The organism is Streptomyces sp. NPDC048718, from assembly GCF_043198875.1.
Taxonomy (GTDB): domain Bacteria; phylum Actinomycetota; class Actinomycetes; order Streptomycetales; family Streptomycetaceae; genus Streptomyces.
Map to the genome: position 1 here is coordinate 214,603 of NZ_JBICVG010000002.1, position 24,230 is coordinate 238,832.

At 74.5% G+C, this 24,230-nt stretch carries 20 protein-coding genes; 9 read left to right on the forward strand and 11 right to left on the reverse strand.

Going from position 1 to position 24,230, the window contains the following annotated elements; genetic code table 11:
• Positions 1–60: 60 nt before the first annotated feature.
• Positions 61–1,398 (reverse strand): DUF2252 domain-containing protein, encoded by a 1,338-nt coding sequence (locus ACGFRB_RS04010; RefSeq protein ID WP_363012589.1) that lies wholly within the window; start codon positions 1,396–1,398, stop codon positions 61–63.
• 306 nt (positions 1,399–1,704) lie between these two features.
• On the opposite strand from ACGFRB_RS04010, the gene ACGFRB_RS04015 reads away from it, so the two are divergent.
• The 3 genes from ACGFRB_RS04015 (at position 1,705) to ACGFRB_RS04025 (ending at position 3,493) form a co-directional block, all read left to right on the forward strand.
• Positions 1,705–2,544, forward strand: a complete 840-nt coding sequence (locus tag ACGFRB_RS04015; RefSeq protein WP_363012590.1) for a GntR family transcriptional regulator — start codon at positions 1,705–1,707, stop codon at positions 2,542–2,544.
• A 148-nt stretch (positions 2,545–2,692) separates the two neighbouring features.
• Positions 2,693–3,172: an NUDIX domain-containing protein gene (locus tag ACGFRB_RS04020; protein WP_393238658.1), complete on the forward strand. Its 480-nt coding sequence runs from the start codon at positions 2,693–2,695 to the stop codon at positions 3,170–3,172.
• 63 nt (positions 3,173–3,235) lie between these two features.
• Entirely contained in the window at positions 3,236–3,493 is a 258-nt protein-coding gene (locus ACGFRB_RS04025; RefSeq protein ID WP_361233158.1) for a hypothetical protein, read from the forward strand.
• A gap of 85 nt (positions 3,494–3,578) precedes the next feature.
• Here the strand turns inward: ACGFRB_RS04025 and ACGFRB_RS04030 are convergent, their stop codons facing one another.
• Positions 3,579–4,832, reverse strand: coding sequence for a cytochrome P450 (locus ACGFRB_RS04030; protein WP_393238661.1), 1,254 nt, complete (start codon positions 4,830–4,832; stop codon positions 3,579–3,581).
• 1,166 nt (positions 4,833–5,998) lie between these two features.
• Positions 5,999–7,963 (reverse strand): NAD-binding protein, encoded by a 1,965-nt coding sequence (locus ACGFRB_RS04035; protein WP_393238664.1) that lies wholly within the window; start codon positions 7,961–7,963, stop codon positions 5,999–6,001.
• A gap of 294 nt (positions 7,964–8,257) precedes the next feature.
• Here ACGFRB_RS04035 and ACGFRB_RS04040 point away from each other — a divergent pair, with 294 nt between their 5' ends.
• Positions 8,258–9,484 carry a D-alanyl-D-alanine carboxypeptidase family protein gene (locus ACGFRB_RS04040; RefSeq protein WP_393238667.1) on the forward strand — a complete coding sequence of 409 codons (1,227 nt, stop codon included), beginning with the start codon at positions 8,258–8,260 and terminating at the stop codon, positions 9,482–9,484.
• Positions 9,485–9,599: 115 nt separating this feature from the next.
• Here ACGFRB_RS04040 and ACGFRB_RS04045 read toward each other — a convergent pair whose 3' ends face one another.
• Positions 9,600–9,971, reverse strand: a complete 372-nt coding sequence (locus ACGFRB_RS04045; RefSeq protein WP_393238670.1) for a DUF3040 domain-containing protein — start codon at positions 9,969–9,971, stop codon at positions 9,600–9,602.
• A gap of 513 nt (positions 9,972–10,484) precedes the next feature.
• Here ACGFRB_RS04045 and ACGFRB_RS04050 point away from each other — a divergent pair.
• The 4 genes from ACGFRB_RS04050 to ACGFRB_RS04065 all read left to right on the forward strand — a co-directional run bounded on the left by ACGFRB_RS04050 (position 10,485) and on the right by ACGFRB_RS04065 (position 14,836).
• Complete coding sequence (locus ACGFRB_RS04050) at positions 10,485–11,522, forward strand: NAD-dependent epimerase/dehydratase family protein (RefSeq protein ID WP_363012596.1); 1,038 nt, start codon at positions 10,485–10,487, stop codon at positions 11,520–11,522.
• A 334-nt stretch (positions 11,523–11,856) separates the two neighbouring features.
• Positions 11,857–12,315 carry an Rrf2 family transcriptional regulator gene (locus ACGFRB_RS04055; RefSeq protein ID WP_361233140.1) on the forward strand — a complete coding sequence of 153 codons (459 nt, stop codon included), beginning with the start codon at positions 11,857–11,859 and terminating at the stop codon, positions 12,313–12,315.
• A 158-nt stretch (positions 12,316–12,473) separates the two neighbouring features.
• Positions 12,474–13,751, forward strand: a complete 1,278-nt coding sequence (locus tag ACGFRB_RS04060; protein WP_393238674.1) for an acyl-CoA dehydrogenase family protein — start codon at positions 12,474–12,476, stop codon at positions 13,749–13,751.
• Between the two features lie 194 nt (positions 13,752–13,945).
• On the forward strand, positions 13,946–14,836 hold the full coding sequence (locus tag ACGFRB_RS04065; RefSeq protein WP_363012599.1) for a universal stress protein: 891 nt from the start codon (positions 13,946–13,948) through the stop codon (positions 14,834–14,836).
• A gap of 434 nt (positions 14,837–15,270) precedes the next feature.
• On the opposite strand, the gene ACGFRB_RS04070 is transcribed toward ACGFRB_RS04065, so the two are convergent.
• From ACGFRB_RS04070 to ACGFRB_RS04100, 7 genes are all read right to left on the reverse strand, one after another.
• Positions 15,271–15,573, reverse strand: a complete 303-nt coding sequence (locus ACGFRB_RS04070; protein WP_363012660.1) for a hypothetical protein — start codon at positions 15,571–15,573, stop codon at positions 15,271–15,273.
• Between the two features lie 129 nt (positions 15,574–15,702).
• Entirely contained in the window at positions 15,703–17,928 is a 2,226-nt protein-coding gene (locus ACGFRB_RS04075; protein ID WP_363012661.1) for an NADP-dependent isocitrate dehydrogenase, read from the reverse strand.
• Positions 17,929–17,985: 57 nt separating this feature from the next.
• A complete protein-coding gene (locus tag ACGFRB_RS04080) occupies positions 17,986–19,269 on the reverse strand; it encodes a phosphoesterase (RefSeq protein ID WP_393238679.1) in 1,284 nt (427 codons plus the stop codon).
• 256 nt (positions 19,270–19,525) lie between these two features.
• Positions 19,526–19,825: a hypothetical protein gene (locus ACGFRB_RS04085; protein WP_393238682.1), complete on the reverse strand. Its 300-nt coding sequence runs from the start codon at positions 19,823–19,825 to the stop codon at positions 19,526–19,528.
• A 107-nt stretch (positions 19,826–19,932) separates the two neighbouring features.
• The gene (locus tag ACGFRB_RS04090; RefSeq protein WP_393238685.1) at positions 19,933–20,580 is read right to left on the reverse strand and encodes a TOPRIM nucleotidyl transferase/hydrolase domain-containing protein; all 648 of its coding nucleotides are present in this window, start codon (positions 20,578–20,580) and stop codon (positions 19,933–19,935) included.
• Between the two features lie 354 nt (positions 20,581–20,934).
• Positions 20,935–21,258: a putative quinol monooxygenase gene (locus ACGFRB_RS04095; protein WP_363012665.1), complete on the reverse strand. Its 324-nt coding sequence runs from the start codon at positions 21,256–21,258 to the stop codon at positions 20,935–20,937.
• A 45-nt stretch (positions 21,259–21,303) separates the two neighbouring features.
• Positions 21,304–22,113 carry an IclR family transcriptional regulator gene (locus ACGFRB_RS04100; RefSeq protein WP_393238689.1) on the reverse strand — a complete coding sequence of 270 codons (810 nt, stop codon included), beginning with the start codon at positions 22,111–22,113 and terminating at the stop codon, positions 21,304–21,306.
• Between the two features lie 283 nt (positions 22,114–22,396).
• On the opposite strand from ACGFRB_RS04100, the gene ACGFRB_RS04105 reads away from it, so the two are divergent.
• A complete protein-coding gene (locus ACGFRB_RS04105) occupies positions 22,397–24,145 on the forward strand; it encodes a VanW family protein (RefSeq protein ID WP_393238692.1) in 1,749 nt (582 codons plus the stop codon).
• Positions 24,146–24,230: the final 85 nt, after the last annotated feature.

A 24,230-nucleotide genomic window follows, 5' to 3' on the forward strand; every position in this document is an offset into this window, starting at 1 on the left:
GGCGGTGGTCACGGTGACTGCGGTGGCGGTCACGGCGATGACGGTGGCGGTGGCCCGGGCTCAGACGTCCGGGGCCGCCGTCACCACGCCGGCGGCGATGGCCGCGCCGAGGGCCGCGTAGTCGTCGGCGTTCTGCGCCGCGTAGCGCACGGCGAAGTCGGCGATGGCCCGGTCGAAGACGTCCGAGGAGCCGAGGTAGGCGGCGATGGCGATCCGGTCGCCGGATCGGGCGTGGGCCCGGGCGAGGGCCCGGCCGCACAGCCGCGCGTACTCCCGCAGCATGGACGGGGGCATGGTCTCGACCTCGGCCGACCCTTTCATGTCGCGCAACTGGCGCCAGTAGAAGTGGCGCTGCTCGGGTCCGGTCATCCAGCCGAGGAAGATGTCGCTGGCGGCCTGGATGAGCCGCTGCCCCAGGACCACCCGGCGCCCCTGGTGATCGAACCGGCCGGCCGGCAGATATCGCTCCAGGACCGAGGGGACGGCTTCCTTGATCTGGAGGAAGAGCGGGTCCCCCTCGTCACGGCCTTCCAGGAACAGCACGAAGCAGCGGGTGCCGACGCTGCCGACGCCGACGACCTTGCGGGCGGCGTCGACGAAGTGGAAACGGTCGAGGAGGATCCGGCGCTCCTCGGAGAGCGAGCTGCGGTAGTCGCTGAAGATCTTGCCGAGCGAGACCCGGTCGATGTCGTCTGTCCGCTCCAGCAGGGGCGGGGCGTGCACGATGTGCCGGCCGGAGTCGTCCTGGACGGTGAGTTTCCCCAGCGCCTGGAGGCTGTCGTGGCCGCGGACCCGGGACAGCCGGCGCTCCACCCGTTCGCGCTGCGCGCCGCTCACCAGGGGCGTGATGTCCTCGGCGGTGATCCGCTCGTACCAGACGGCGAGTTCGCCGAGCCCGGCCAGGCGCCGCATCGCGCCGCGGTACGCCTCGGTGGCGGCCAGGGCGGCACGGTGGGCCTTGGCTTCACCGGCACCGTTCTGGAAGGCGGCGACGGCCAGGGAGGCGGCGAGGCGTTTGACGTCCCATTCGAAGGGGCCCGGCAGCGTCTCGTCGAAGTCGTTGACGTCGAACAGAAGCGACCGTTCGGGTGATGCGTAGACGCCGAAGTTGAGCAGATGGGCGTCGCCGCACAACTGGACGGTCAGTCCGGTGTGCCGGACGGCGGCGAGATCCGCGGCCATGACGGCGGCGCCGCCGCGCAGGAAGGCGAAGGGCGAGTCGGCCATCCGTCCGTAGCGGATGGGCACGAGGTCGGTCAGCCGGTCGACGGACTGGCGCTCCAGGACGGTCAGCGGGTCGGGGCGCTGGGAGGAGGGTATCCAGCGGCCGTGCGAGGTGCGGGGGGCGCGCTTGCGGGCGGCCCTGCCCCTCTCGGCCCTTTCGGACGGCGTCGTCATCCCGACTCACCCGCTTCTTCCACCGCCTCGAACACGCGGTTTGTGCGATGCGATCCATTACACGGCGCGCCGCTCGTTTCGGCCACTCTCGCCGGCGGGACTTCCTCAATGGTTTAGACCAATGCTAGGAAGGGATCGCCTCTCGATTCGGAGGGGTACGCCCACAAATGGTTGAACCTGGCACGACGGGCGTCGTGACGTGCACCACGGCGTCACAGCGGCACCGGTACGACCTCGTCCGCGCGCCGACGCCCACTCCGACACCGACACCGACACCGACCGTACGCAACCGAAAGGACCCGAGACATGACCGAGGCCGCAATCGACCGGGGGCCCAGGACGTCGGTCCCGCGCTATCTGGAGGTCGCCTCCGCGCTGCGCGACGGTCTCCTCCACCACCGGCCCGCCCCCGGCTCCCGGCTCCCCTCCGAGCGGCATCTCGCGCTCCGCTTCCGGGTCAACCGGCAGACCGTCCGCAGCGCGCTCCAACTGCTGCGCGAGGAGGGCCTGGTGCTCACCGACCGGCGCGGCACCTTCGCCGCTCATCGGGCCGATCCGGCCGGTCCCGCCGATCCCTCCGATCCCACTCGGCTCGTCAGGCCCGCGGCGGACGGCGCGGACCGGGCATGGCGCGGGCCCATCGCCCCGTACCACCGGCCTTTCCCGGGCGGGCCCCGGGCCGCCGACGCCCTCGTCCGCACGTCGCTGTCCTGGGAGGCGCCGCCGGTGGCACTGACCGGGCGTCTCGGCCTGACGCCCGGGGAGCCGACGCTGGTGCACCGGCACACGGTGCTGACCCCGGCCGGCGCCTCCGTACAGCGCTCGGTCTCCTGGTTCTCCCGGCCCGCGCTCGCGGAGGTGCCGCAACTGGGCCGCTTCCGGCGGGGCGCCGAGCGGTTCCGGCAGCCGGATCTGCGACTGCTGTACCACTGGATGCGCCTGGCGGGTCTGCGCACCACCCACCGCGAGTCGGTCGGCCTTCCGGCGCCCGAGGGCCCGCAGCGGGAGGCGGAGGACGCCGGGCGCGGGGCGTCCCGGCTGAGCGTCCACCGGGTGGTGAGCGACCAGCACGGGCACGCCCTGGAGATCACGGACATCGACCTCGCGGCGCATGGCCGGACATGGACTTACGAGTACGGGGGCTGAGCCCGGCGCCGGCGGGCACCCGCGCCGCCGGGAGGCCCCGGCCGTGCGCTCCGGACCGTCCGCCCCCTTGGTGTCCTGGTCGCCCGCCTCCAGCCACGCGCCCGGCGCGTCACCCCGCCCTCGCCGCGCCGTCCGCCACACTGGCGGCATGCCTCCCGCGCGCAGTGCCGGCCTGCTGCTCTTCCGCCGGACACCGGAGGGTGTCACAGAGGTCCTGATCGGGCACATGGGCGGCCCGTTCTGGTCCGGGCGGTCGGCGGCCGCGTGGTCGATTCCCAAGGGCGAGTACGGGGCGGACGAGCAGCCCGAGGCGGCGGCGCGGCGGGAGTTCGAGGAGGAACTGGGCCTGGCCGTGCCGGACGGGGCGTGGATCGCGCTCGGCGAGAGCCGGCAGCGCAGCGGAAAGACCGTCACCGTCTGGGCCGTCCGCGCGGATCTCGACCCGGCGCGGGCGACGCCCGGGACGTTCACGATGGAGTGGCCGCGCGGCTCGGGCGTGCTGCGGGAATTTCCGGAGATCGACCGCTTCGGCTGGTTCCCGCTCGCCGAGGCCGAGCCGCTGCTGGTGGCCGGTCAGCGGGTGTTCCTGGAGCGGCTCGCGGCGCATCCCGACGCGTCCGGGGCCTGATTGTCAGACCCGTGCGAGAGGGTGGACGGTGCCAGTCCCGAACCGTCTTCCAGGGAGCCCGACATGACGACGACGATCAGCGGCCGCGAGCGGGCGGCCGCCCAGGCGTATCTGCGGCTGCTCGAATCCACCCGGGCCGTGCTCTCCGATCCGCGTCTGGAGCCGTACGCGGCGGCGATGCTGACGCATCCGATGGCCGAGGCGGACGCGGCGCTGCGTGAGGCGGGTCTATCGGGCAACGAGGAGCGGCTGCTCGGTCTGGTGGCGGCGTTGCGGGACTCGTCCGCCTTCCCCGCCGGCGAGCGGGGGAGAGCGGTCTGAGCCGCCGCTCCCCGGGCCCGCCACTCCCCCGGCCCGGCGGCCCACCGCCCGGCGGAATCCGGGCGGGGGCGCGGAGGTCGCCGGCTCAGCCGAGGCGGACCGGCAGGGTGCGGACGCTGTTGCCGACGAAGCTGGCGTGGCGCGGCAGTTCGGCCTCGGGGGCGGCCAGGTCGAGGTCCGGGAAGCGGGTGAAGAGGGCTTCCAGGGCGAGGGTGGCCTCCAGGCGGGCGAGCGGGGCGCCCAGGCAGTAGTGCGCGCCGTGGCCGAGGGAGAGATGCCTGACGGCCGGAACGCGGGTGACGTCGAAGCGGTCGGCGTCCGGGCCGTACGCCTTGGGGTCGCGGCCGGCCGCCGAGTATCCGGCGAGCACCGGGGTGCCGCGCGGGATGAGTGTGCCGTCGACCACGAGGTCCCGGGTCGGGTAGCGGAAGGGGAAGTAACCCAACGGGCTGTCCCAGCGCAGGGTCTCCTCCACCACCTCGGCCCAGCCGGCGCGTCCCTCGCGGACGTGCAGGAGCTGGTCGCGGTGGGCGCACAGCGCGCGTACGGCGTTTCCGACCAGGTTCAGGGTGGTCTCGTGGCCCGCGACGACCAGGAGCACCAGGGTGCCGATGAGTTCGGCGTGGGTGAGCCGGTCGCCTTCCTCGTCGCGGGACGCGATCAGCGCGCTGGTGAGGTCGTCCCCGGGCGCCTCCGTCTTCTCTGCGACGAAGGCGGTCAGGAGGGCGACGAGTTCACGGTTGGCGGCCATGGCCCGCTCGGGGGTGGTGTCGGTGGCGACGATCCGCTGGGAGAGGTGGTGCAGGGACTCCTGCCGGTGTCCGGCGAGCCCCAGCAGTTCGCAGATGACACGGAGCGGAAGCGGCATGGCGAAGTGCCGGCGCAGATCGGCGACGCCGCCGCCCGCCTCGGCCGCGGCGGCCAGGTCGTCGAGCAGTTCCGCCGTGACGGCCGCGACCCGGGGGCGCAGCGCCTCGACACGGCGCGGGGTGAAGGCGCCGCTCACCAGGGAGCGCAGCCGCCGGTGGTCGGCGCCGTCGGCGGTGGACATGCCGGGGACGGTGGCGAAGGTGAGCAGCGGCCAGCCGTCGGGGACGCGGCCCTCGGCGAGGGCGGTGAAGTGCCGTGCGCCCTTGGCGACGTCGGGGTGCCCGAGGAAGTCGCGCAGGGCGTCGTGGCCGAGGACGGCCATGCCCGCGACCTCGCCGGGGAGCACGACCGGGGTCACCGCGCCCTGGGCGAGCAGCCGGGCGTTGGCGGCATGCGGGCAGCCGCCGGCCGGGTCGGGGCGGTAGGGGGGTCTGTCCTGCGGGGCGGTGGGAGGGGTGGGTGCGGGCACGGCGGGAACTCCTGACGGCTCGATCGGTGCGGGAGGAAGAGAAGAAGAGAGGGAGCGAGGGAGCGAGGGAGAGAGGGAGTGGGGAGGCGGGAAGGAAGGGGCGGGTGGGGCTTCGGGCGGGTGGCTGGCGCCCGCCTCGGTCCCGGGGGCGTGCCGTGCGTATGGCGTCCGGCGAGACCGGCCGGGCTTCGGCGACTCCCTGTCGGATCGGCACGGTTGGACCGCGGCGGGGCCGGTGAAGGTGAAGAGGCCGAGAAGCCGGCGGTCACCATGCTCGGTGCCGTGGTCCCGTGTGGGGAAGGCACCGCCGGCCAGGGCGATCCCCCCGCGCAAGCGCGGCGGGCCACCGCGGGTGCGAGGCCGGACCGTGGCCTCGTACGACCGACGGCAGACGGCCGCGAGCACGGCGGTGACCAGGCGGAAGGAGGCAACCGGGTCCGCGGGGCTTCGCGGAGGGCGGCGGTCGGCCATGGGGTACGGCGGCCTGACGAGCGCGCGCACGGCGGCGGTCCCGTACCCGGGCGGGTACGGGCCGCGCGGCCACCGGCCCCCGGCCACCGACGGCCGGGAGGAAGGCGCCGGAACGCCCCAGCGTCAGACGGCCGAGCCGGACAGGCCGCCGGTACCGAGGGCCGGACGGCGGCGGGCAGTCCGGGAAGCCGGGTCCGGCCGCCGTGCGGAGCGGCGGGCAGCCCGACGGTCCCACCCGCCACGCCGGCCGTCATCGTGAGCGGAAAGACGGTTATGCGTCCCGCCCTTGGGGTGAACAGGGCAGGTGAGGCCCACAGCGGAACGGTCAAGGCACCGGTCCCGCCGGCCTTCGTCCGGCGGCCCGGGAACTCCACCGGACGCGGCGCGCCGGGGCAGGCCCCTCGCATGGGGAGTCCGGTGTGCGTGTGCCGCCCGTCCACCCGTCCTCCTGTCCGCCGCGCCAGGTGACGGCACGCCCGTCCACGGCTCCGGACGCATCGTAGTGACGGAGGCCGGGCATGCCCATGACTTTACGGACGGCGACAGGCGGGGTCTGAGGGCCGCTGCCCAAAGGGTCATCTCCCGGCTCTGTTCACGGTGTTGACACCGGGGCTCCCCCGCGGGTCCGCCCGAGCGTTCCCGGCCCCCACAGGCCCCAAACGCCCAACCACCCCACCCGCCCCCCGCACCCGCCGTCAGCCGACGGGGGCGCGGGACGGGTTGCGGGCGCCGCCGTCCGAGCCGCCCTGCTGGGGCATACGGCCGTGGAGTTCGGCGAAGCCGCGGCGGGTGGCGGCGACCACCACCCGGTCGCCGGGGCGCAGGACCACGTCGTCGGGTACTTCACCGAGGGGCCCGAACCCGGCGCGGTCGGACGGGACACCGGCGTCGCCCCGGGCGATCACCCGCCAGGCGCCGGGCCGGAACGCCTCGGCGATCGTCCGGCCCTCCAGCAGCGGGTGTTCCGCGACGTCGAGCGCCGCGAACAGCAGCACCCGGCGCTCGACGGGGATCGCGCCGAGGATCTGGCGTCCCATCATCGCCCCGGCGAACGAGGGCGCCGCCAGGTGCGAGACGCTGCGGCTGCGGGTGAGTGCGTGCGGGTGGACGGCGCGCAGGGTGCGGTAGACGGCGGTGGCGAAGTCGTCGTCGTACAGGCGCAGCGCGACCCGCAGGCCGGGGCTGATCGAGCGGGCGTGCAGCGCCGCCTCCAGGTTGGTGATGTCGACGCTGGTGAGCGCGAGCAGGGCGCGGGCCCGGTGGATGCGGGCGGCCTCCAGGACGCCTTCCTCGGTGACGTCGCCGACGACGGTCGGGACCCGCATCCGGCGGGCGAGCGCTATGCCGCGCGCCTCGGGGTCGGCCTCCACGCACACCACCGGGATGTCCATGGCGCACAGCCGGCCGAGGACCCGGGTGCCGATCTTGCCGAGGCCGAGGAGCACCACATGGCCGGAGAGTCCGCGCGGTGGCCGGCGCAGAGTGGTCGCGCTGCGGAAAGTGCCGAACGCCTCCAGGATCGCGGCGATCATCAGGGGCAGCAGGAGCAGTCCGACGAGTCCGGCGAGGATCTGGAGCACCTGGCGGCCGGTCGGCTCGTCGACGGCCGGATCGCCGATGGCGAAGATGTCGAGCAGGATCAGGTACGCGGAGTGCAGCGGGTTGTCTCCGGTGGTGAGGGTGGACGCCACGGCGAGGGCGGCGACGGCCGCGACGACCCCGGCGACCGACCAGCGCACCCGCGGCGAGAACAGCGAGCCGACCGGCAGCCGGACGGCGCGCAGCCAGCCGCCCGCCCGCGACGGGCCCTCGTAGCCGACCCGTTCGAGGGTGAGGGTGGCCCGCCCGGTGGCGGCGGCCACCTCGTCGTCGCCGGGCAGCAGCCGGGGCGCCTGGTCGCCGCTGAGGTCGGATCCCTCGCTGCCGGCCGGGTCGGTGCTGGTCGCGGAGAGCAGGGCGAGGGTGCACAGGCCGGGGGCGGCGAGTTCGCCGGGGCCGGGCGGGTTGCGGTCGACGGCGTGCAGCAGCAGGCCGCCGGCCTGGATGACCTTCTTGCTGCCGACGACGGCGGTGGCGGCGAGCGCGGGCGCGGCGGTGGCGGCGTCGGACAGCACGGTGGTCGCCGCGTCCGGCTTCTCGGGGTCCAGACCAGGGTCGGCGATGGTCGCGGCCTGGTCGAGAAGGGTGGCGAGATGCTGGCCGAGCTTGCGGTTGTAGAGCCGGATGACCAGACGCAGCCGCGGGTTGAGCCGGCGGGCGGTCAGCGCGGCGCGGATGTTGCGCTCGTCGTCCTCGTAGACGAGGGCGAGCGCGGTGGCCCGCGCCACGTCGGCGTCGCGCAGCACGGTGTCGTCGGCGTCGGCGGCCTCGATGAGCCGGACGGCCGGCCGCGACTGCCCCGGCCCGCCGCCGGGGCCGCCGGTTCCGGCCCCCGTTCCGGGTCCGGACGGGGTCCCGGCTCCCGTGGTGCGGGTGACCGCCGCCGTCACCCGTCCGAAGAGTGCCATCGCCCGTCCGGTCCGCGAGGCGGGCCGCCCGTCCGGTCCGTCGTCGGGCGGCGGAACGATCAGGGTGACGGGCTCCCCGTACATCTCGTGCAGCTCGGCCGCGAGGCGCTGGGCAAGGACGTCGTCACCACAGACGACCATATGTTCGGACATGGGGGCGGCAGCGCCGGCTGGCCCAACGGACCTGCTCTGATACGGAAATGAGGACACGTCACCAGGATGCCCTGTCACTCCGACAGCCGACCGGGGCGCGGGCGGAGTACTCCGCCCGGAGCGGGGCGCGGACGGCGGCCCCGATGCCCCGGGGCGACGGGGGCGGCCACCGCGGTCGGGGGCCGTAGGCGGTGCGGAGAGGGTCCGGGGACGGCTCTTCGGCCCGCCGCGGCGGCTACGCCGGACGGCGCACTCCGTTCTGCGCGGCCCCGGCGCCGTTTCTACGGTGGCTGAATGATCGTCACGCCCGCTGTCCGTCACACCGCCGCCGGTGCCGCGGCGCTGCTGCTCGCCCTGCCGGTCACGGCGGCCTCGGCCGCCTCCGTCGCGGAGCCCACCCCGCCCGCGCGCCATGCCGTCGATCCCGCCCGGCTCGACCGCTCCGGCACCCAGGTGCAGCCGCTGCGCGGAGCCCCGGAGCCGCCCGCCGTCTCGGCGCTGTCCTGGGTGGTGGCCGACGCGTCGACGGGCGAGGTGCTCGCGGCCCGCAACGCCCACGAGCCGCTGCCGCCCGCCAGCACCCTCAAGACGCTGTTCGCGCTGACGGCGCTGCCGGGCCACGACCCGGAGGAACAGCACACCGTCCTCGACGAGGAGCTGTACAACATCGGCGACGGCAGCAGCCTGGTGGGGGTGAAGGAGGGCTACACCTACAAGGTGTCGGACCTGTGGAACGGAGTCTTCCTCAGTTCCGGCAACGACGCCGTGCATGTGCTCGCCGCGATGAACGGCGGCTGGGACGCGATGTCCGCGAAGATGCAGCGAAAGGCCCGCGAGCTCGGCGCCCGCGACACCCAGGTGGTCTCCCCGGACGGCTACGACGCGCCGGGCCAGGTCTCCTCGGCGTACGACCTGGCGGTCTTCGGCCGGGCGGGACTCCAGGACCCCCGGTTCGTCCGCTACTGCTCGACGCCGTACGCCGACTTCCCGGCCGGCTCCTGGTCGTACGGCATCGTCAACACCAACCGGCTGCTGACCGGTGCGGACGGGGTGGCCCCCTATCCCGGCCTGATCGGGGTGAAGAACGGATACACCAGCGGTGCGGGCAACACCCTCGTCGCGGCGGCCCGGCACGGCGACAGAACTCTGGTGGTCTCGGTGATGAACCCGCAGGGCGGCGACGGCTTCGCGGTGTACGAGGAGACCCGCGAGCTGCTCGACTGGGGGTTCGGCGCCTGGGGCCGGGTGACACCGGTGGGGTCCCTCAAGCCCGCCGAGCAGCAGCCGCACAAGCAGCCGGAGGAGGGACAGGACCGGACACAGGCCCAGGCTGGTCCCGAGGACGGCGGCGACAGCCGGCGAAATCCGCGTGAGGCGGCGGCGACGGGGCCGCGTGAGGCGCCGAGGGACGGGGTGCCGTCGGGATCGACCGCCCGGCTGCCGCTCGCCCTGATCGGGGCGGCGTTCGGGGCAGCGCTCTCGCTGTGGCTGTGGCGGCGGTTCGGGACGCGGGGGAACTGAACCCGTAGGGGTACGAGGTCGGGGACGGGCCACGAGGGCTCGCGGGGGCAGTCGGTCAGGGGCCTGGGGCGGCGGTCCGGGGGCGGGGGCCGGGGCGGCGAGGCGCCGACTGAGGTCAGCGGATCTCCCCCTGGTCGGGACGGGGGCGTTCGTCACCGGTGAAATGGCGGCGCGACCAGCGCAGGAGCAGCCGCGTCAGGAGGACCAGGCTCAGCGCCCAGACGGCGGCGAACGCCCACACGAGGCCCGGGGCCCCGGTGACCACGGCGACGACGAGGAGCGCGAGGACGACGGGCGCCAGGACGGCGGCGACCGCGGCGGGGCGGAGTGGCCGCCGCAACGAAGGGCGCCGCGGCCTTCCCCCGTGACGAGGAGCCTCCGGCGCGGGTGTGCCGAGCAGGCGGGCGAGGGAGGCGTCCTCGGCCAGGTCGTGCTCGATCTCGTCGAGGATCCGCCGCTCGCGCGGCGAGAGCCGTGAGCCGTCCATGTCGACACCTCCCGTCGGGGCATGCCCATGCGGCCTGTGGCCAAGCCGGTGGCTACTCGGCGGGTACCCCCGCTCGGGTGCGTCGAACCGCTCACGCACGGTTCCGGGGCATGCCGGACGGGAGGCCGGGGCCCGGGCGAAGACCCGAGGAGGGGGAGGGGAGAGCGGAGGTCTGCGTGGGGCCTGCGGGACAGCGGACGCCTGGCGAGCAGGGGCCGGAGCACCACGGCCACGGGCCACGGCCGTAAGAGCGGGCACGGGCGCGGCGCCCTCGAACCGCCGGAGGCGGGCCCCACCCACTCCTGAGTCCGGGAGGCCCACAGCAGGCGGGGCAGCACGGCGGTTCGGCCGGGGGCCGCATACGGCCTTCCGGTCTTCCGGTCTTCCCGGCACTGTTCCCGGCACTGCACGGCCCCCGGAGCCGCTGTCGTCCACCCCGCGTCCGACGGCTTCACCGTCCGTCACCGGCGCGGTCCGCGTGCGGGCACCGGCGCGATGGCGGAAGGTCGGTACATGAACGCGAGCGAGCGACTGCGGGTCGTGATCACCGGCGCCACCGGGAACGTCGGCACGAGCGTGGTACGGGCCCTGGCGCGGGAGCCCCGGGTCGGTTCGATCCTGGGCCTGGCCCGACGCCGGCCCCGGCTGTCCCTGGCGAAAACCGAGTGGGCGGAGGTCGATCTGTCCATGGAGGGGGACGCCGGACGGCTCGCCCGGTACGTGGCGGACGCCGACGCGGTCGTCCATCTGGCCTGGCGGTTCCAGCCGGTCCGCGATCCGGTGACGACCTGGCGGACCAATGTGCTCGGTTCGCTCCGGGTCTTCGACGCGGTCGCCGCCGCACGTGTCCCGGCCCTGGTGCACGCCTCGTCGGTGGGCGCCTACTCGCCCGGCCCGGCCGGCGGGGGGCCGGTGTCGGAGTCCTGGCCCGCGCACGGCTGGCCGGGAGCCGCTTACACCCGGGAGAAGGCTTATCTGGAGCGGGTCCTCGACACCTTCGAACGCGATCATCCGCAGACCCGGGTGGTGCGGATGCGGCCGGCGTTCCAGTTCAAGGAGGAGTCGGCGAGCGGGCAGCGGCGCATCTTCGCGGGCCGCTGGTTCCCGGGGCAGCTCATCCGGCCGGATCTGCTGCCGCTGCTGCCCGGACTCCCGGGGCTGCGCCTGCAGTTCCTGCACACGGACGACGCGGCCGACGGCTACGCGCGGGCGGTCCTGCGCGATGTCCGCGGCGCGTTCAACCTGGCGGCCGAGCCGGTGGTGGACGGGGAGCTGCTCGCACGGTTCTTCGACGCGCGGCCGGTGACGGTGCCGGTGCCCGCGATCCGCGCGGCGCTGGCCGCGGCCTGGCGGATGCGGGTGGCCCACGCCTCGCCCGACCTGCTCGACGCGGTGCTGCGGCTGCCGGTGATGGCGACCGGGCGGGCGCACCGGGAACTGGACTGGGAGCCGTCCCGGACCTCGCTGGAGGCACTGGGGGCGTTCCTGCGCGGGGTGCGCGCGGGCGGCGGCGACGCCACCGCGCCGCTGTCCGGCGGGCGCTTCGGCTGACCGGCGGGTGCTTCGGCCGACCGGCCGGGCCACGCGCCGGGCCGCTGCCGCGGTGGGCGCCCGACTGGTGGCGGGAGCCGTACCGGGTCGTGGCCGCAGCGGTGCGGGCGGCGCCTGTCGTGGCGGATCGGTACGGGGGCGGCGGCACCAGCGGGGGCCGCCCCCGTCGCGGTCCGCCCGCCGCGTCCACGCCCCTGCCTGTCATGCCTGTCTCCCCGGGCTCGCCCCCTGCCCACCCGCCCGCTGCCGCCTCGTGCAACGGCTGCGGCACTCCCTCCCCCGGCATGGGTTTCCCCGGCGTCCGGGGCCCCGGGCGGCTGTGCATAATGCGCGTATGCGCATTTCAGCCAAGGCCGACTACGCCGTGCGCGCCGCCCTTCAGCTCGCCGCCGCCCGGGACGCCGGCCCGCTGAAGGCGGAGGCCATCGCCGAACACCAGGGCATCTCGCACAAGTTCCTCGAAGGCATCCTCGGCGACATGCGCAAGGGCGGTCTGGTGCTGAGCCAGCGCGGCGGCAACGGCGGGTACTGGCTGGCCAGGCCCGCCGGGGAGATCTCGCTGGCCGACGTGATCCGCTGTGTCGAGGGTCCGCTGGTGTCGGTGCGGGGCGAGCGGCCCCCGGAGCTGTCGTACACCGGCCCCGCCGCCTCGCTCCTGACGGTCTGGGTCGCGCTGCGCGCGAATGTGCGCCAGGTGCTCGAAGGTGTCTCGCTCGCCGAAGTGGCCGCCGGGCGGCTGCCGTCGGAGATCACGGCACTCGCCGAGGCCCCGGAGGCCTGGGCCAACCCCTGACCGTCCGGCGTACGCCAACTCACCTTCCGGGCAAGGCCCTTCCACACCCTGATACGGCACCGTCCGCCATGCGGGCGCCTCTTGGGCGCGGAAAGCCCTCTCTGCGACTATCCCTACCAGTCCAGTGGGGATAGTCGCGGAAAGGCCGGTGAGGTGACATGAGGACCCGGAAGCAGGCGAGGCGACGACCCGACTCCGTCACACCGCCCGACCGCCTCGCGGACGACACGGTCTGGCCGCTGGTCGTCCGGGAGCTGGCCGACGACCTCGCCGCCGATGCCCGGGACCGCGACCGCGCCGGCAAGGTGCCCTTCGACGAGGCCGCCCGGCTCCGGGAGGCGGGCCTGCCCGGTCTGCTCACCGCTCCCGGCCCCGGCGGGCCCGGCGCCGACTGGCACACCGCCTGCCGGGTGATCCGCGAGATCTCGGCGGCGGACGGTTCGATCGGTGAACTCCTCGCCCATCACTGCGCGTTGTCCTGGACCGTACGGCTCCTGTCCCCCGGCCTCGCCGCGCACGATATCGGGGAGCCTGGGCTGCTCGCCGGATCGGCCGAGCCTCCGCGCGCGGAGAGCGGCCCGGCCGGACTCGCCCTGACCCCCGCCGGCGACGGCACGTACCACCTCACCGGACGGCGCTTCTTCACCTCCGGCGTCGCCGTCGCCGACCGCCTCCTGGTGGGCGCCCGCGACACCGCGAGCGGGGACGTCCTCGTCGTCCTGGCCGACCCGGCGCACCCGGCCGTCTCCACCGAGCCGTACACCGAGCGGCTGGGCCAACGCCTCGCCGGGGCGGGCACGGTGACCTTCGACCGGCTGCCCGTCGCCGCGGAACGGATCCTCGGCGTCCTGCCGTACGACGAACACGCCGTCACCCCGTACGCCACCCTCGCCCCGCTCGTCCTGCGTCTGCTGCTCGTCCATGTCACGCTGGGCATCGCCGAAGGGGCGCTCGCCGAGGCGCGGGACGTCAGTCGGGCCTCCCGGTGCGCGCCGCCCCCGCCCACCGGGCCAAAGGAGCCGACCTCGCCCGTCGGCCCCGCGCCCGAGGACGATCCGTATCTGCTGCTCGCCTACGGGGAGTCGGCGACGGCCGCGCACACCGCGGCCGCCGTGGCCGACCGGGCCACCGAGGCCCTGGCGCACGGCCTGCTCGCCGCGCACGGCCTCGGTGTCACGGAACGCTCCGACATCGCCGTCCTCGTCGCCGCCGCCGAGACCGTCGCCCACCGCGCGGCGGGCGACATCACCACCCGGGTCCTGGAACTCGTCGCCCCGCACTCCCCCGCCGACCCCCTCGGCGCGGACCCCGGCTTCGACCGCTTCTGGCGCAACGTCCGGGCGCTCACCGCCCCCGTCTCCCCCGACCACCGGCTGCGCGACATCGGCGACCACTATCTGCACGGCACCCACGCCCGGCTCACCCTCCCGGTCTAGTCCGTCCCTCGATTCGCACCGCCAACCGACCCGCCGCAACACCGTCGGATTCCGCGAATGGCCAGTTCAGGCCGGTCGGCGAGGCAGCTCGGGACGTAGGTCCCTCTTCTTTCGCCGCCGATACGATCAAGCTGGTCACAGCAAGAGGGTCCGCCGCCCGGCGGGCCCCGCGCCGAACCGACGGAGGCATCCTGATGAGTCGTGAGATCGTCGCGGGAGTCGACGGATCCCCCGAAAGCCTGGCCGCGGCCGACTGGGCCGCCCGGGAAGCCGCGTACCGGGGCCTGCCGCTGCGGCTGGTGCACGCCTGGCGCTGGGAGCCCCTCGACCTGCCGCTCGCCCAGGACCCGGCGGTCCAGCAGAAAGCCGCGAGCGATCTGCTGCACCAGGCCGAGGCCGAGATCGCCGCCCGTCACCCCGACCGTCCGCTGTCCGCGCAGGTCCTCGGCGACACCCCGGTGGCCGCGCTGCTCGACACCGTCAAGGACGCCGACCTCCTCGTCATCGGCTCGCGCGGACACAGCGCGCTGGTCGGCTTCATCCTCGGCTCGTACGGACAGCAGCTCATCGCGGCCTCCCCCGTCCCGGTCGTCGCCGTCCGTTCCCGCGACGGCGAGGCGCCCGAACCGGCCGGCGGCGAGATCGTGGTGGGCCAGACCGGCACCGGCGAGGACAGCGCGCCCGCGCTGAAGGTCGCCTTCGAGACGGCGGCGGCGCGCGGCGCGGCGGTGCGGGCCGTACGGGCCTGGAGCCTGCCGCCGCTGTTCGCGTTCAGCCCGGGGTCGCTGCGGGTCGCCGACGAGGCCGGCGGGCTCGTCCCGTACGAGGAGAAGGCGCTGCGCGAGGCCCTGGCACCGTGGCGGGAGCGGTTCCCGGACGTGCCGGTGACCGAGCACGTGGAGATGGGCAGCGCCGGTGAGGTGCTGCTGTCGCAGGCCGGGGCGGCGCAGCTGCTCGTGGTGGGGCGGCGGTCCCGGCGCGGGGCGCTGGGCCGGCGGATCGGGTCGGTGGCGCACGCGGCGCTGCACCTGGCGCCGTGCCCGGTGGTGGTGGCGCCGCACGGGGAAGACAACTCCCAGGCCTGACGGCCTGACGGCCGACGAGCGACAAGACCGCCGGTTTCCCGGGTGCCCCGGAAAACCGGCGGTCTCGGCCCTGTCGGCGCTCGTCGACCGTATCGGCATGACCGAGGGGTGGGGGGGGGGGGGGGGGGGGGGGGGGGGCGCCGGGGGGGGCGGGGGCGCGGGCGGGGGGGCGCGGGGCCGGCGCCGGCGCCCCGCCCGGGCGCGGGGCCGCCCCGCCGCCCGCCCCCCCCCGCGCCCGCGCCCCCCCCCGCCCCCGGCCCGCCCCGCCCCCCCCCCCCCCCCCCCCCCCCCCCCCCCCCCCCCCCACCCCTCGGTTTCTCACCGGCGGCTCCGGGGCGCCGCCAAGGGTCGCCAAAGGCCCGGGGCCCTGACAGGGAACCCGGGACCGCGCTCGCCGCCGAGGCCCGCGCATGCGGCCTCGGCACGGGCGGACCCTATCCGGACAGATGCGGCATGCTCGGCACGATCGCTCCGCCTCCTTCCCGTACGGCTTCCCGTACGGCCTCCACCACAGCGTCGTGCAGATCTCGGCTCTCGGACTCCGATCCGCAGGGAACGGGGCTGCCCGACATGGTGAACCAGTCGGACGCTCCGCTGTACTGCACGGCCACGCGTGCTTCTCCGTCGGCGAAGGTGGTGTGCACCGTCACGTCACCCGTGAGGACACCCACCTCGTCGGTCAGCACCCCGCCCCCACCGGTGTACACACCAGTGGTCGTCCATGATGCCCAACTCATCCATCCAGACTCACACCCGAACGGCGGATGCGCCACCGACAGGGCCGCCCCGGCCGGAAGGGTCCCGGCCGGGGCGGCCCCGGTGTCACGGTGTCACCGCCGGTGTCCGCGCGGACACCGGCCCTGGCCTCAGGCCAGGGAGGCGATGGCCTCGTTGAAGGTCGCGGACGGACGCATCACGGCCGCGGCCTTGGCCGGGTCGGGCTGGTAGTAGCCGCCCAGCTCGGCCGGGGCGCCCTGGACGGCGATCAGCTCGTCGACGATCTTCGCCTCGTTGGCGGAGAGCGTCTCGGCGAGCGGGGCGAAGGCCTTGGCCAGCTCCGCGTCGGCGGTCTGCTTGGCCAGCTCCTGGGCCCAGTAGAGGGCCAGGTAGAAGTGGCTGCCGCGGTTGTCGATGCCGCCGAGGCGACGGGTCGGCGACTTGTCCTCGTTGAGGAAGGTGCCGGTGGCGCGGTCCAGCGTGTCGGCCAGGACCTGGGCGCGGGTGTTGCCCGCGGTGGTGGCCAGGTGCTCGAAGGAGGCGGCCAGCGCGAAGAACTCGCCGAGCGAGTCCCAGCGCAGGTAGTTCTCCTTGACCAGCTGCTGGACGTGCTTCGGGGCGGAGCCGCCGGCGCCCGTCTCGAAGAGGCCGCCGCCCGCCATCAGCGGGACCACGGAGAGCATCTTGGCGCTGGTGCCCAGCTCCAGGATCGGGAAGAGGTCGGTCAGGTAGTCGCGCAGGACATTGCCGGTGACCGAGATGGTGTCCTCGCCGCGGCGGATGCGCTCCAGGGAGAACTTCGTGGCCTCGACCGGGGACAGGATCTTGATGTCCAGGCCCTCGGTGTCGTGGTCCGCGAGGTACGTGCCGACCTTGGCGATCAGGCGGGCGTCGTGGGCGCGGTTCTCGTCCAGCCAGAAGACGGCCGGGGCGCCGGTGGCGCGGGCGCGGGTGACGGCGAGCTTGACCCAGTCCTGGATCGGCAGGTCCTTGGTCTGGCAGGCGCGGAAGATGTCGCCCTCGGCGACCTCCTGCTCCAGGACGACGTTGCCGGCCGGGTCGACGAGGCGGACGGTACCGGCCGTCTCGATCTCGAAGGTCTTGTCGTGGGAGCCGTACTCCTCGGCCTTCTGCGCCATCAGGCCGACGTTCGGGACGGAGCCCATGGTGGCCGGGTCGAAGGCGCCGTGGGCGCGGCAGTCCTCGATGACGGCCTGGTAGACGCCGGAGTAGGAGCTGTCCGGGAGGACGGCGAGGGTGTCGGCCTCCTGGCCGTCCGGGCCCCACATGTGGCCGGAGGTACGGATCATGGCCGGCATCGAGGCGTCGACGATGACGTCGGACGGCACGTGCAGGTTGGTGATGCCCTTGTCGGAGTCGACCATGGCGAGGGCCGGGCCCTCGGCCATCTCGGCGTCGAAGGAGGCCTTGATCTCGGCGCCGAGACCGTGCGGGATGGCCTCCAGGCCGCCCAGGATGGTGCCGAGGCCGTCGTTCGGGGACAGGCCGGCGGCCGCCAGTACCTCGCCGTACTTGGCGAAGGTGGCCGGGAAGAAGGCGCGCACGACGTGACCGAAGACGATCGGGTCGGAGACCTTCATCATCGTGGCCTTGAGGTGCACGGAGAACAGCACACCCTCGGCCTTGGCACGGGCGACCTGCTCGGACAGGAAGGTGTTGAGCGCGGCGGCGCGCATCACGGAGGCGTCGACGACCTCGCCGGCGATGACCTTCAGCGGCGCGCGCAGCTCGGTGACGGTGCCGTCGGCGGCGACGTGCTCGAAGCGGAGGGTGGTGTCCTCGGCGATGACGGTCGACTTCTCGGTGGAGGCGAAGTCGTTCTGCCCCATCGTGGCCACGTTGGTCTTGGACTCGGCGGTCCAGGCGCCCATGCGGTGCGGGTGGGTCTTGGCGTAGTTCTTGACGGCGCCGGGGGCGCGGCGGTCGGAGTTGCCCTCGCGCAGGACCGGGTTGACGGCCGAGCCCTTGATCTTGTCGTAACGGGCGCGGACGTCCTTGTCCTCGTCGGTCCGCGGGTCGTCCGGGTAGTCCGGAAGCGCGTAGCCCTGGGCCTGGAGCTCGGCGATCGCGGCCTTCAGCTGCGGGATCGAGGCCGAGATGTTCGGCAGCTTGATGATGTTGGCCTCGGGCGTCTTGGCCAGGCGGCCCAGCTCGGCGAGGGCGTCCTCGATGCGCTGACCCTCCTCGAGACGCTCGGGGAAGCTGGCGATGATGCGCCCGGCCAGGGAGATGTCACGCGTCTCGACGTTGATGCCGGCGGTCGAGGCGTACGCCTGGATCACGGGCAGGAACGAGTACGTCGCCAGGGCGGGCGCCTCGTCGGTGTGCGTGTAGATGATGGTCGAGTCAGTCACCGGGTGTGCTCCGCTCCACGTCTGCGTCTGTGTCTGCGTCTACAAGATTGCTCGACATCAAGATATCTCGTGATCCCGTCCCCGGGAAAAGGGGTACCTGGGAATCCGGGGAATCCAGGGAATCCGGCGGAGCGGATCGACGGGACGCGGGGCGTCGGTGCCGGGGCCCGCGCCGTGGCGAGCATCGAGGTGGGTATCGCGGCGGGAGGCGAGACCGGATCCGCGACCGGAGTCGGTGCCGAGGCCGGAGTCGGTGCCGAGGCGGGAGGCGAGGCCGGTGCCGAGGCCGGAGCCCAGGCCGGGGTCGGTCTCCGCGTCGGGGTCGAACTCCGCGTCGGGGTCGGCCTCGGAGGGCGCGTGCCGGTACGGGACGGGCTCCGGGTCGAGTTCCACGCGGCGCAGCATCCCCAGTAGGGCGAGGGCGACGGCGGCGCCCGTTCCGGCGGCGAGGGCCTGGCCGCAGCGGTGGGCGATCCGGGGCAGTTCGGCGGGCAGGGGCCCGGGGCCGGAGCCGGGGAGGCTCGCGCCGAGGAGGTACCCGCCCGCGGCGAGCCCCGCGACGGCGAGGGCGGCGAGCGGGAGGGTGACCAGGAGCCGCTGCGGGGGCAGTCCGCGCCGGGGCGCCGGGCGTACCTTGCCGCCCCGGGCGAGCACCCCGACGGCCGCGGCGTAGGCGGCGAGGACGAGCAGATCGGCGGCGATGACGTCGCCGGGGCGGTGGTGGCCGGCCGCGATGCCGTACGCGCCGAGGGCGGCGGCCCACAGGGCGCCGAGGCCGACGGCGACGGAGCGCAGCCGGTACGGGACGACGAGGAGGAGCCCGAGGGCGACGCCCGCCGCGATCACGCCGGAGACGCTGGGAAAGCCGCTGGGGACGGTGGCGCCGGAGGCGCCGGCGAGGCGGGGGCCGGGCGCGTAACGCCTCAGGAGTTCGGCGACCAGGAGGGCGGCGGCGAGGGTTCCGAGGGCGGCGCCGGTGTGCGCGTACCGCTTGCGCAGGAGGCCGGTCGCCGCGAGCAGCAGGACGGCGAGGATCAGGGTGAGGGTGGACAGGCCCTGGGCCGAGGGATGCTCGCGCAGCAGGCGGGCGACGATCGGATCGGCGAGCCGGCCGGCCACCGCGGCGTCGCCCCAGCGCCGGCCGGTGGCGGTGAGCACGAGCCCGGCGTAGGCGAGGGTGAGCAGCAGGATCGCGGCGAGGCAGGCCCGCCGCATGCGTATCCGGACACGGGCTCTGAACGAGTCGGCGGCCTCGCCGGCTATGGCGGCGTACCACCATGTGCCCTGGGCGGCGACGCTCGGCACGGAGCCGCCGGTACGGGTCCTGTCGAAGGGGGCCATGCCTCGATTCGACCGCGCGGCGCGCCGGCGCGCCCGCTGGAGACACCCGAACGGCTCGGAGGGCGGGGCACGGCCGCCCGGCTCGGTCCCTCCTCTGGGCGGAGTCGGTGCGGCACCGCGTGGTGGTACGGCGCCGGGTGACGGTGCGGCACCACGGGGCGGGACGACATCGCGCGGTGCTACGTCATCGCCCGGCGGCGCGCCGCTTCCTGGCCGGACGGTGTGAGCCCGGCGCGGCGGGCGGTGCCTTCCCGGGTCAGCGGCGGGAAGGGCCACGCTGCGCGAGGCCGAGCAACAGTACGCCTGCCACGAGGATGCCGGAGGCGGCCAGGGGCAGTGTCTGCGGGAGGCGCCCGGACTCGAACGAGATCAGGAGAACCGCCGCCTGGGCGGCGAACGCCACGCCCATGACCAGCAGAGCCCAGCCGTGGAGCACGGGGCGCCGGACGTGGCGCCGGTGCCAGGGAAGGATCCAGCCGGTGCGCAGGGCGGCGATGCCGCCGGCGCCGAGCACGACACCCAGAGCCGCGATGACGAAGATCATCAGGTACCGCATACCGCCCCTCCGTCCGGACGCTTCCGCCCGTTTGGGGTGATCATGGCATGGCACGCCGCAGCGAACGGGGCCGGGAGGGTCCGGGTCACCGCGGCGGCCCGGCCGGGTCAGACGCGAGCGAGCAACCGCTCCAGCGGGCGGGGGACGCCGACGGCCAGGTCGAGGTGGGCGACGAGCGCCCGCGCGTACTGTTCCTTGCGTCCGCTGTGGGTACCCATGAAGCGTCGCAGCTGATGGGCGACGGGCCGGTCCCGCTGGGCGGGCTGGCCCTGGAACGTACGGAACGGGCGGGTCTCGCCCTGGCCGTCGATCACGTCGCGTACGCCGTCGGCGCCGAGCGCGCGGATCAGCTCGTCCTCCAGGTCGGCGTCGCACACCTGGAAGCCGAGGTCTTCCAGGCCGTCCGGGGTGAGCCCCGGCTCCGCGAGTCCGACCCGCTCCAGATGACGCCGGAAGTGCCGCTCCTCGCCGAGGTCGCAGAGCCCGGCGAGCGGGAGGCCGAGCCCGGGCGGGCCGCATACGTCGAGGTAGTGCCCGATGTTCGTGGCGCCGCCGAGCGGAACGACGGCGACTCCTTCCGCGCCGAGGTCGCGGCCGTGGCGGGCGGCGAGCGTCTCGATGGCGGCCCGGTCGCTGTCCCCCTCGACCAGCACCGCCGCGCGTACCCCGCCGGCCAGTTCACGGGCGGCCGTCGCCGCCCGCTCCGCCTCGGGTCCACCGGCCACCCAGGTGACCAGTGCCTCCTCGAATCGCATCAATCCGCCCACGGGACCTCGCCTTCCGGCGTCATCGTGGCACGGCCGGCACGACGGACGCACTCGGATTTCGCCGGGGTCGGCAGGGGGTCTTCCCAGCTCGCGAACCCGCCGGGCGACGCGTCGACCCGTCGACCCGCCGACCCGTCGGCCCGTCGGCCCGTCGGCCCGTCGGAAGCCTCGGGGCCCGGAAAACGGAGACGGGCGGTCGCCGTGTGCGGCAACCGCCCGGGGAACTCCGGCGGGTTCGGCGAGTACGCCGGGGGGCGGCGGGCACTACCTGCTCAGGCGGCTCGGCCGGCCCGGCGGACCAGCGCACTCGACGGACCCGGCCGAGTCGCGGACTCAGCGGACTCAGCGGGCGAGTTCGCCCATGGGGCCCCAGCCCTGCAGCTCCGGCGAGTTCACGTGGATGATCTCGGGGGTGGAGGCGATCAGGGCGCCCATGGTCTCGAGACCGGCCTTGAAGTGGTCGGAGGCGACGTGCGTCGCACCGGCTTCGTCGTCGGCGAAGCCCTCCAGGAGAACCCACTGGTTCGGGTCTTCGACACCGCGCGACCAGTCGAAGAAGAGGTTGCCGGGCTCGGCGCGGGTGGAGTTGGTGAAGTCGGCGACGTGCTCCAGCCAGGCGTCGGCGACGTCGGGGCGGGCGGTGAATCGTACGGCGATGAAGATCATGCCTCCACGGTGCGGCCTGCCCGGGCCCGCCGCCAGCCGGGCGGCTCAGGATTCCGGCAGGGTCGGAATCCCGCACGGTTCCGGCGGGGCCTGATCCCCGCCCGCGTCGAGGAACGGCACGAAGAGCGGGACGGCCCGGGCCAGGGCGGCCCGTACCTCGCCGTGCCGCCGTCGGAAGTCGGCGGTGGGGAGGGACACGGACAGCGCGTGCGTGATGCCGTCCGCGCGCTCGGGGAGCACGGTGGCGAGGCAGGTGTACGCGGGGTCCGCCTCCCCCACCGAGACGGCGACGCCGCTCTCGCGTACCCGGGCCAGTTCCGCCTCGAAGCGTTCGGGGCTGGTGATCGTACGGTCGGTGAACCGGGCCATGCCGTGCTCGTCGAGGTAGCGGCGGCGCGCGGCGCGAGGCAGTCCGGCGAGCAGGACCTTGCCGTGGGCGGTGGCGTGGGCGCGGGACTCGGGGCCGGGGGTGAAGGGGTGGCCGGTGTCGGTGACGGGCGCGGTGGTGTCGAGGACGGTGATGCGGCCGTCCCGGTAGGTGGTGAAGTACGCCTCGGCGCCGGCGGTGCGGCGCAGATGGCCGAGGAGGGTGGCGACCGGGCCGCCGAGGCCGTGGTGGCGCTGGTAGGCGCGGTGCAGGGCGGGGACGCGCGGTCCGGGCGCGTAGCCCTCGGGGGTGCGGACGAGGTGACCGCGGGCGATCAGGGGGCCGGCCAGGTGGTAGACGGTCGACAACGCGCAGCCGAGGGTACGGGCCAGGGTCTTGGCTCCGACGGGTCGCTCGGCGTCGGCGACGGCATCGAGCAGAGCGAGCGCGCGATCGACTGACTGGGGACCGATCGGAGACGTGGACACCGATCCACCTTAGATCGAGAGGCGGCGAGACCGGAGTCGCCGACGGAAGAAAGAGATCATATAGACCGTTTACCCCATTCGGCGTATCGTGGCCGGGTTGCCCCCGCACGGAACCTGCCCCGGCTCCGCTCGCGCACGCCCGGATTCCCCTTGGCTCGGCCCGGCCTCCTCGGCCGCCTCTGCCTCTTGGTCTCCTCGCTCTCTTCGGCTCCTCAAGGCCGGAGTGCGCCCGGTTCGTGCGGCGGCCGGTTCCTTCCGATCCCATTTCGCACCGGGAGGGTGTGTGCACCGCTCCACGACCAACGTCCGTACCGCCGCCAGAGGCCGGCACGGACGCCGCCGCCCTCTGCGCAAGACGGCCCTCGCGACCGGTGTGGTCGCCGCCGCGGCCGGCGGACTGTACGTGGCGGGTCTCGTCGCCACCGGGGACGACATATCCGCGGGCACCCGGGTGAGCGGGATCGACATCGGCGGCCTGAGCCGCGCCGAGGCCGCCGCCCGGCTGGCCTCGGCCGCCCCCGCCGCCTGGAACGATCCGATCAAGGTCGCCATCGGCGACACGACGACCACGGTGGCCCCGGAGTCCGTCGGGCTCGCCATCGACGCCGCGGCCACGGCGCAGCGGGCCGCCGACCCGTCCCGCGACCCGGTCACGGTGATCGGCCGGCTCTTCTCGCCGGGCAGCCGCGACATCGAGCCGGTCGTGTCCTTCGACGTCCCGAAGGCGCACGCGGCGGTCGCGGCCGTTGCGAAGAAGACGGATCGCACGGTGCGCGAGGGTGCGGTGGCCTTCGAGAACGGCAAGACCGTGGTGACCCGGCCGCGCGACGGGCAGAGCCTGGACGCGGACAAGGCGGTCGACGCCCTGCGTACCGCCTACCCCCCGGTCGGCGCGGGCGCCTCTCCCGTCCTGCTGCCGGTGTCGGTCACCCACCCGAAGGTGCGGGCCGCCGAGATCGCCCGGTTCGTGAAGGACTTCGCCGAGCCCGCCGTGTCGGGGCCGGTCACCCTCACCTCGGGCGACCAGCGGCTGTCGATCTCGCCGGCCACGCTCTCCGCCCATCTGAAGGTGACGGCGGAAAAAGGCCGGCTCGGCTCGTCGCTCGACGCCTCCGGTCTGATGAAGGACCCCGCCGTGGCCCGCCGACTGGACTCCTTCACCGGCAGCCCCGTCGAGGCCCGGCTCGGTGTGCGGGACGGCAAGGTGGTCGTGGAGCAGGAGGGCCGGTCCGGTCGCCAGGTGAGCGCCGAGGCCCTCGGCGCGGCGGTGGAACCGCTGCTCACGAAGAAGGGCGACGCCGCCCGTACCGGCCCGGTCACGACCACCGCCACCCCGCCGCGGCTGTCCTCGGGAAGCCTGGCGCAGCTTGGGATCACCGAGCAGATGTCGACGTTCACGGTGAACTTCCCGACCGCCCCGTACCGGACGACCAACATCGGCCGCGCGGTCGAGCTGATCAACGGTTCACTGGTCCAGCCGGGCGAGGAGTGGAGCTTCAACCGGACGGTCGGCGAACGCACCCCGGCCAACGGCTTCGTCGACGGCACCATGATCCTCGACGGCCGCTACCAGCTGGCGCCGGGCGGCGGTGTCTCGGCGGTGGCGACGACCGTCTACAACGCGCTCTTCTTCGCCGGCGTCCAGCCGGTCGAGCACGGCGCCCACTCCTTCTACATCGAGCGCTACCCGGCGGGCCGGGAGGCGACGGTGGCCTGGGGCTCGCTGGACCTGAGGTTCCGCAACGACACGGGCAAGCCGCTCTACATCAAGGCGAGTTCGACGGATTCGTCGGTGACGGTGACCTTCCTCGGGACGAAGAAGTACGACTCGGTGGAGGCGGTCGCGGGCCCGCGCACCCACATCACGGCGCCGGGGGTCCGGACCGGCAGCGGCGCCACGTGCCAGGCACAGGATCCACTGGAGGGCTTCGACATCACGGTGGACCGGGTGTTCAAGAACGGCGGCACCGAGGTGAAGCGCGAGACGTTCGCGACGCACTACACACCACGGGACAAGGTGACGTGCGAGTGACCGTACGCCGGTTCGCCGCCGGAGCGGACCGGAGTGCGCGCCGCGGGCCGCGCGCCGGTGGAACCGCGTGACGGCACGGCCGCAT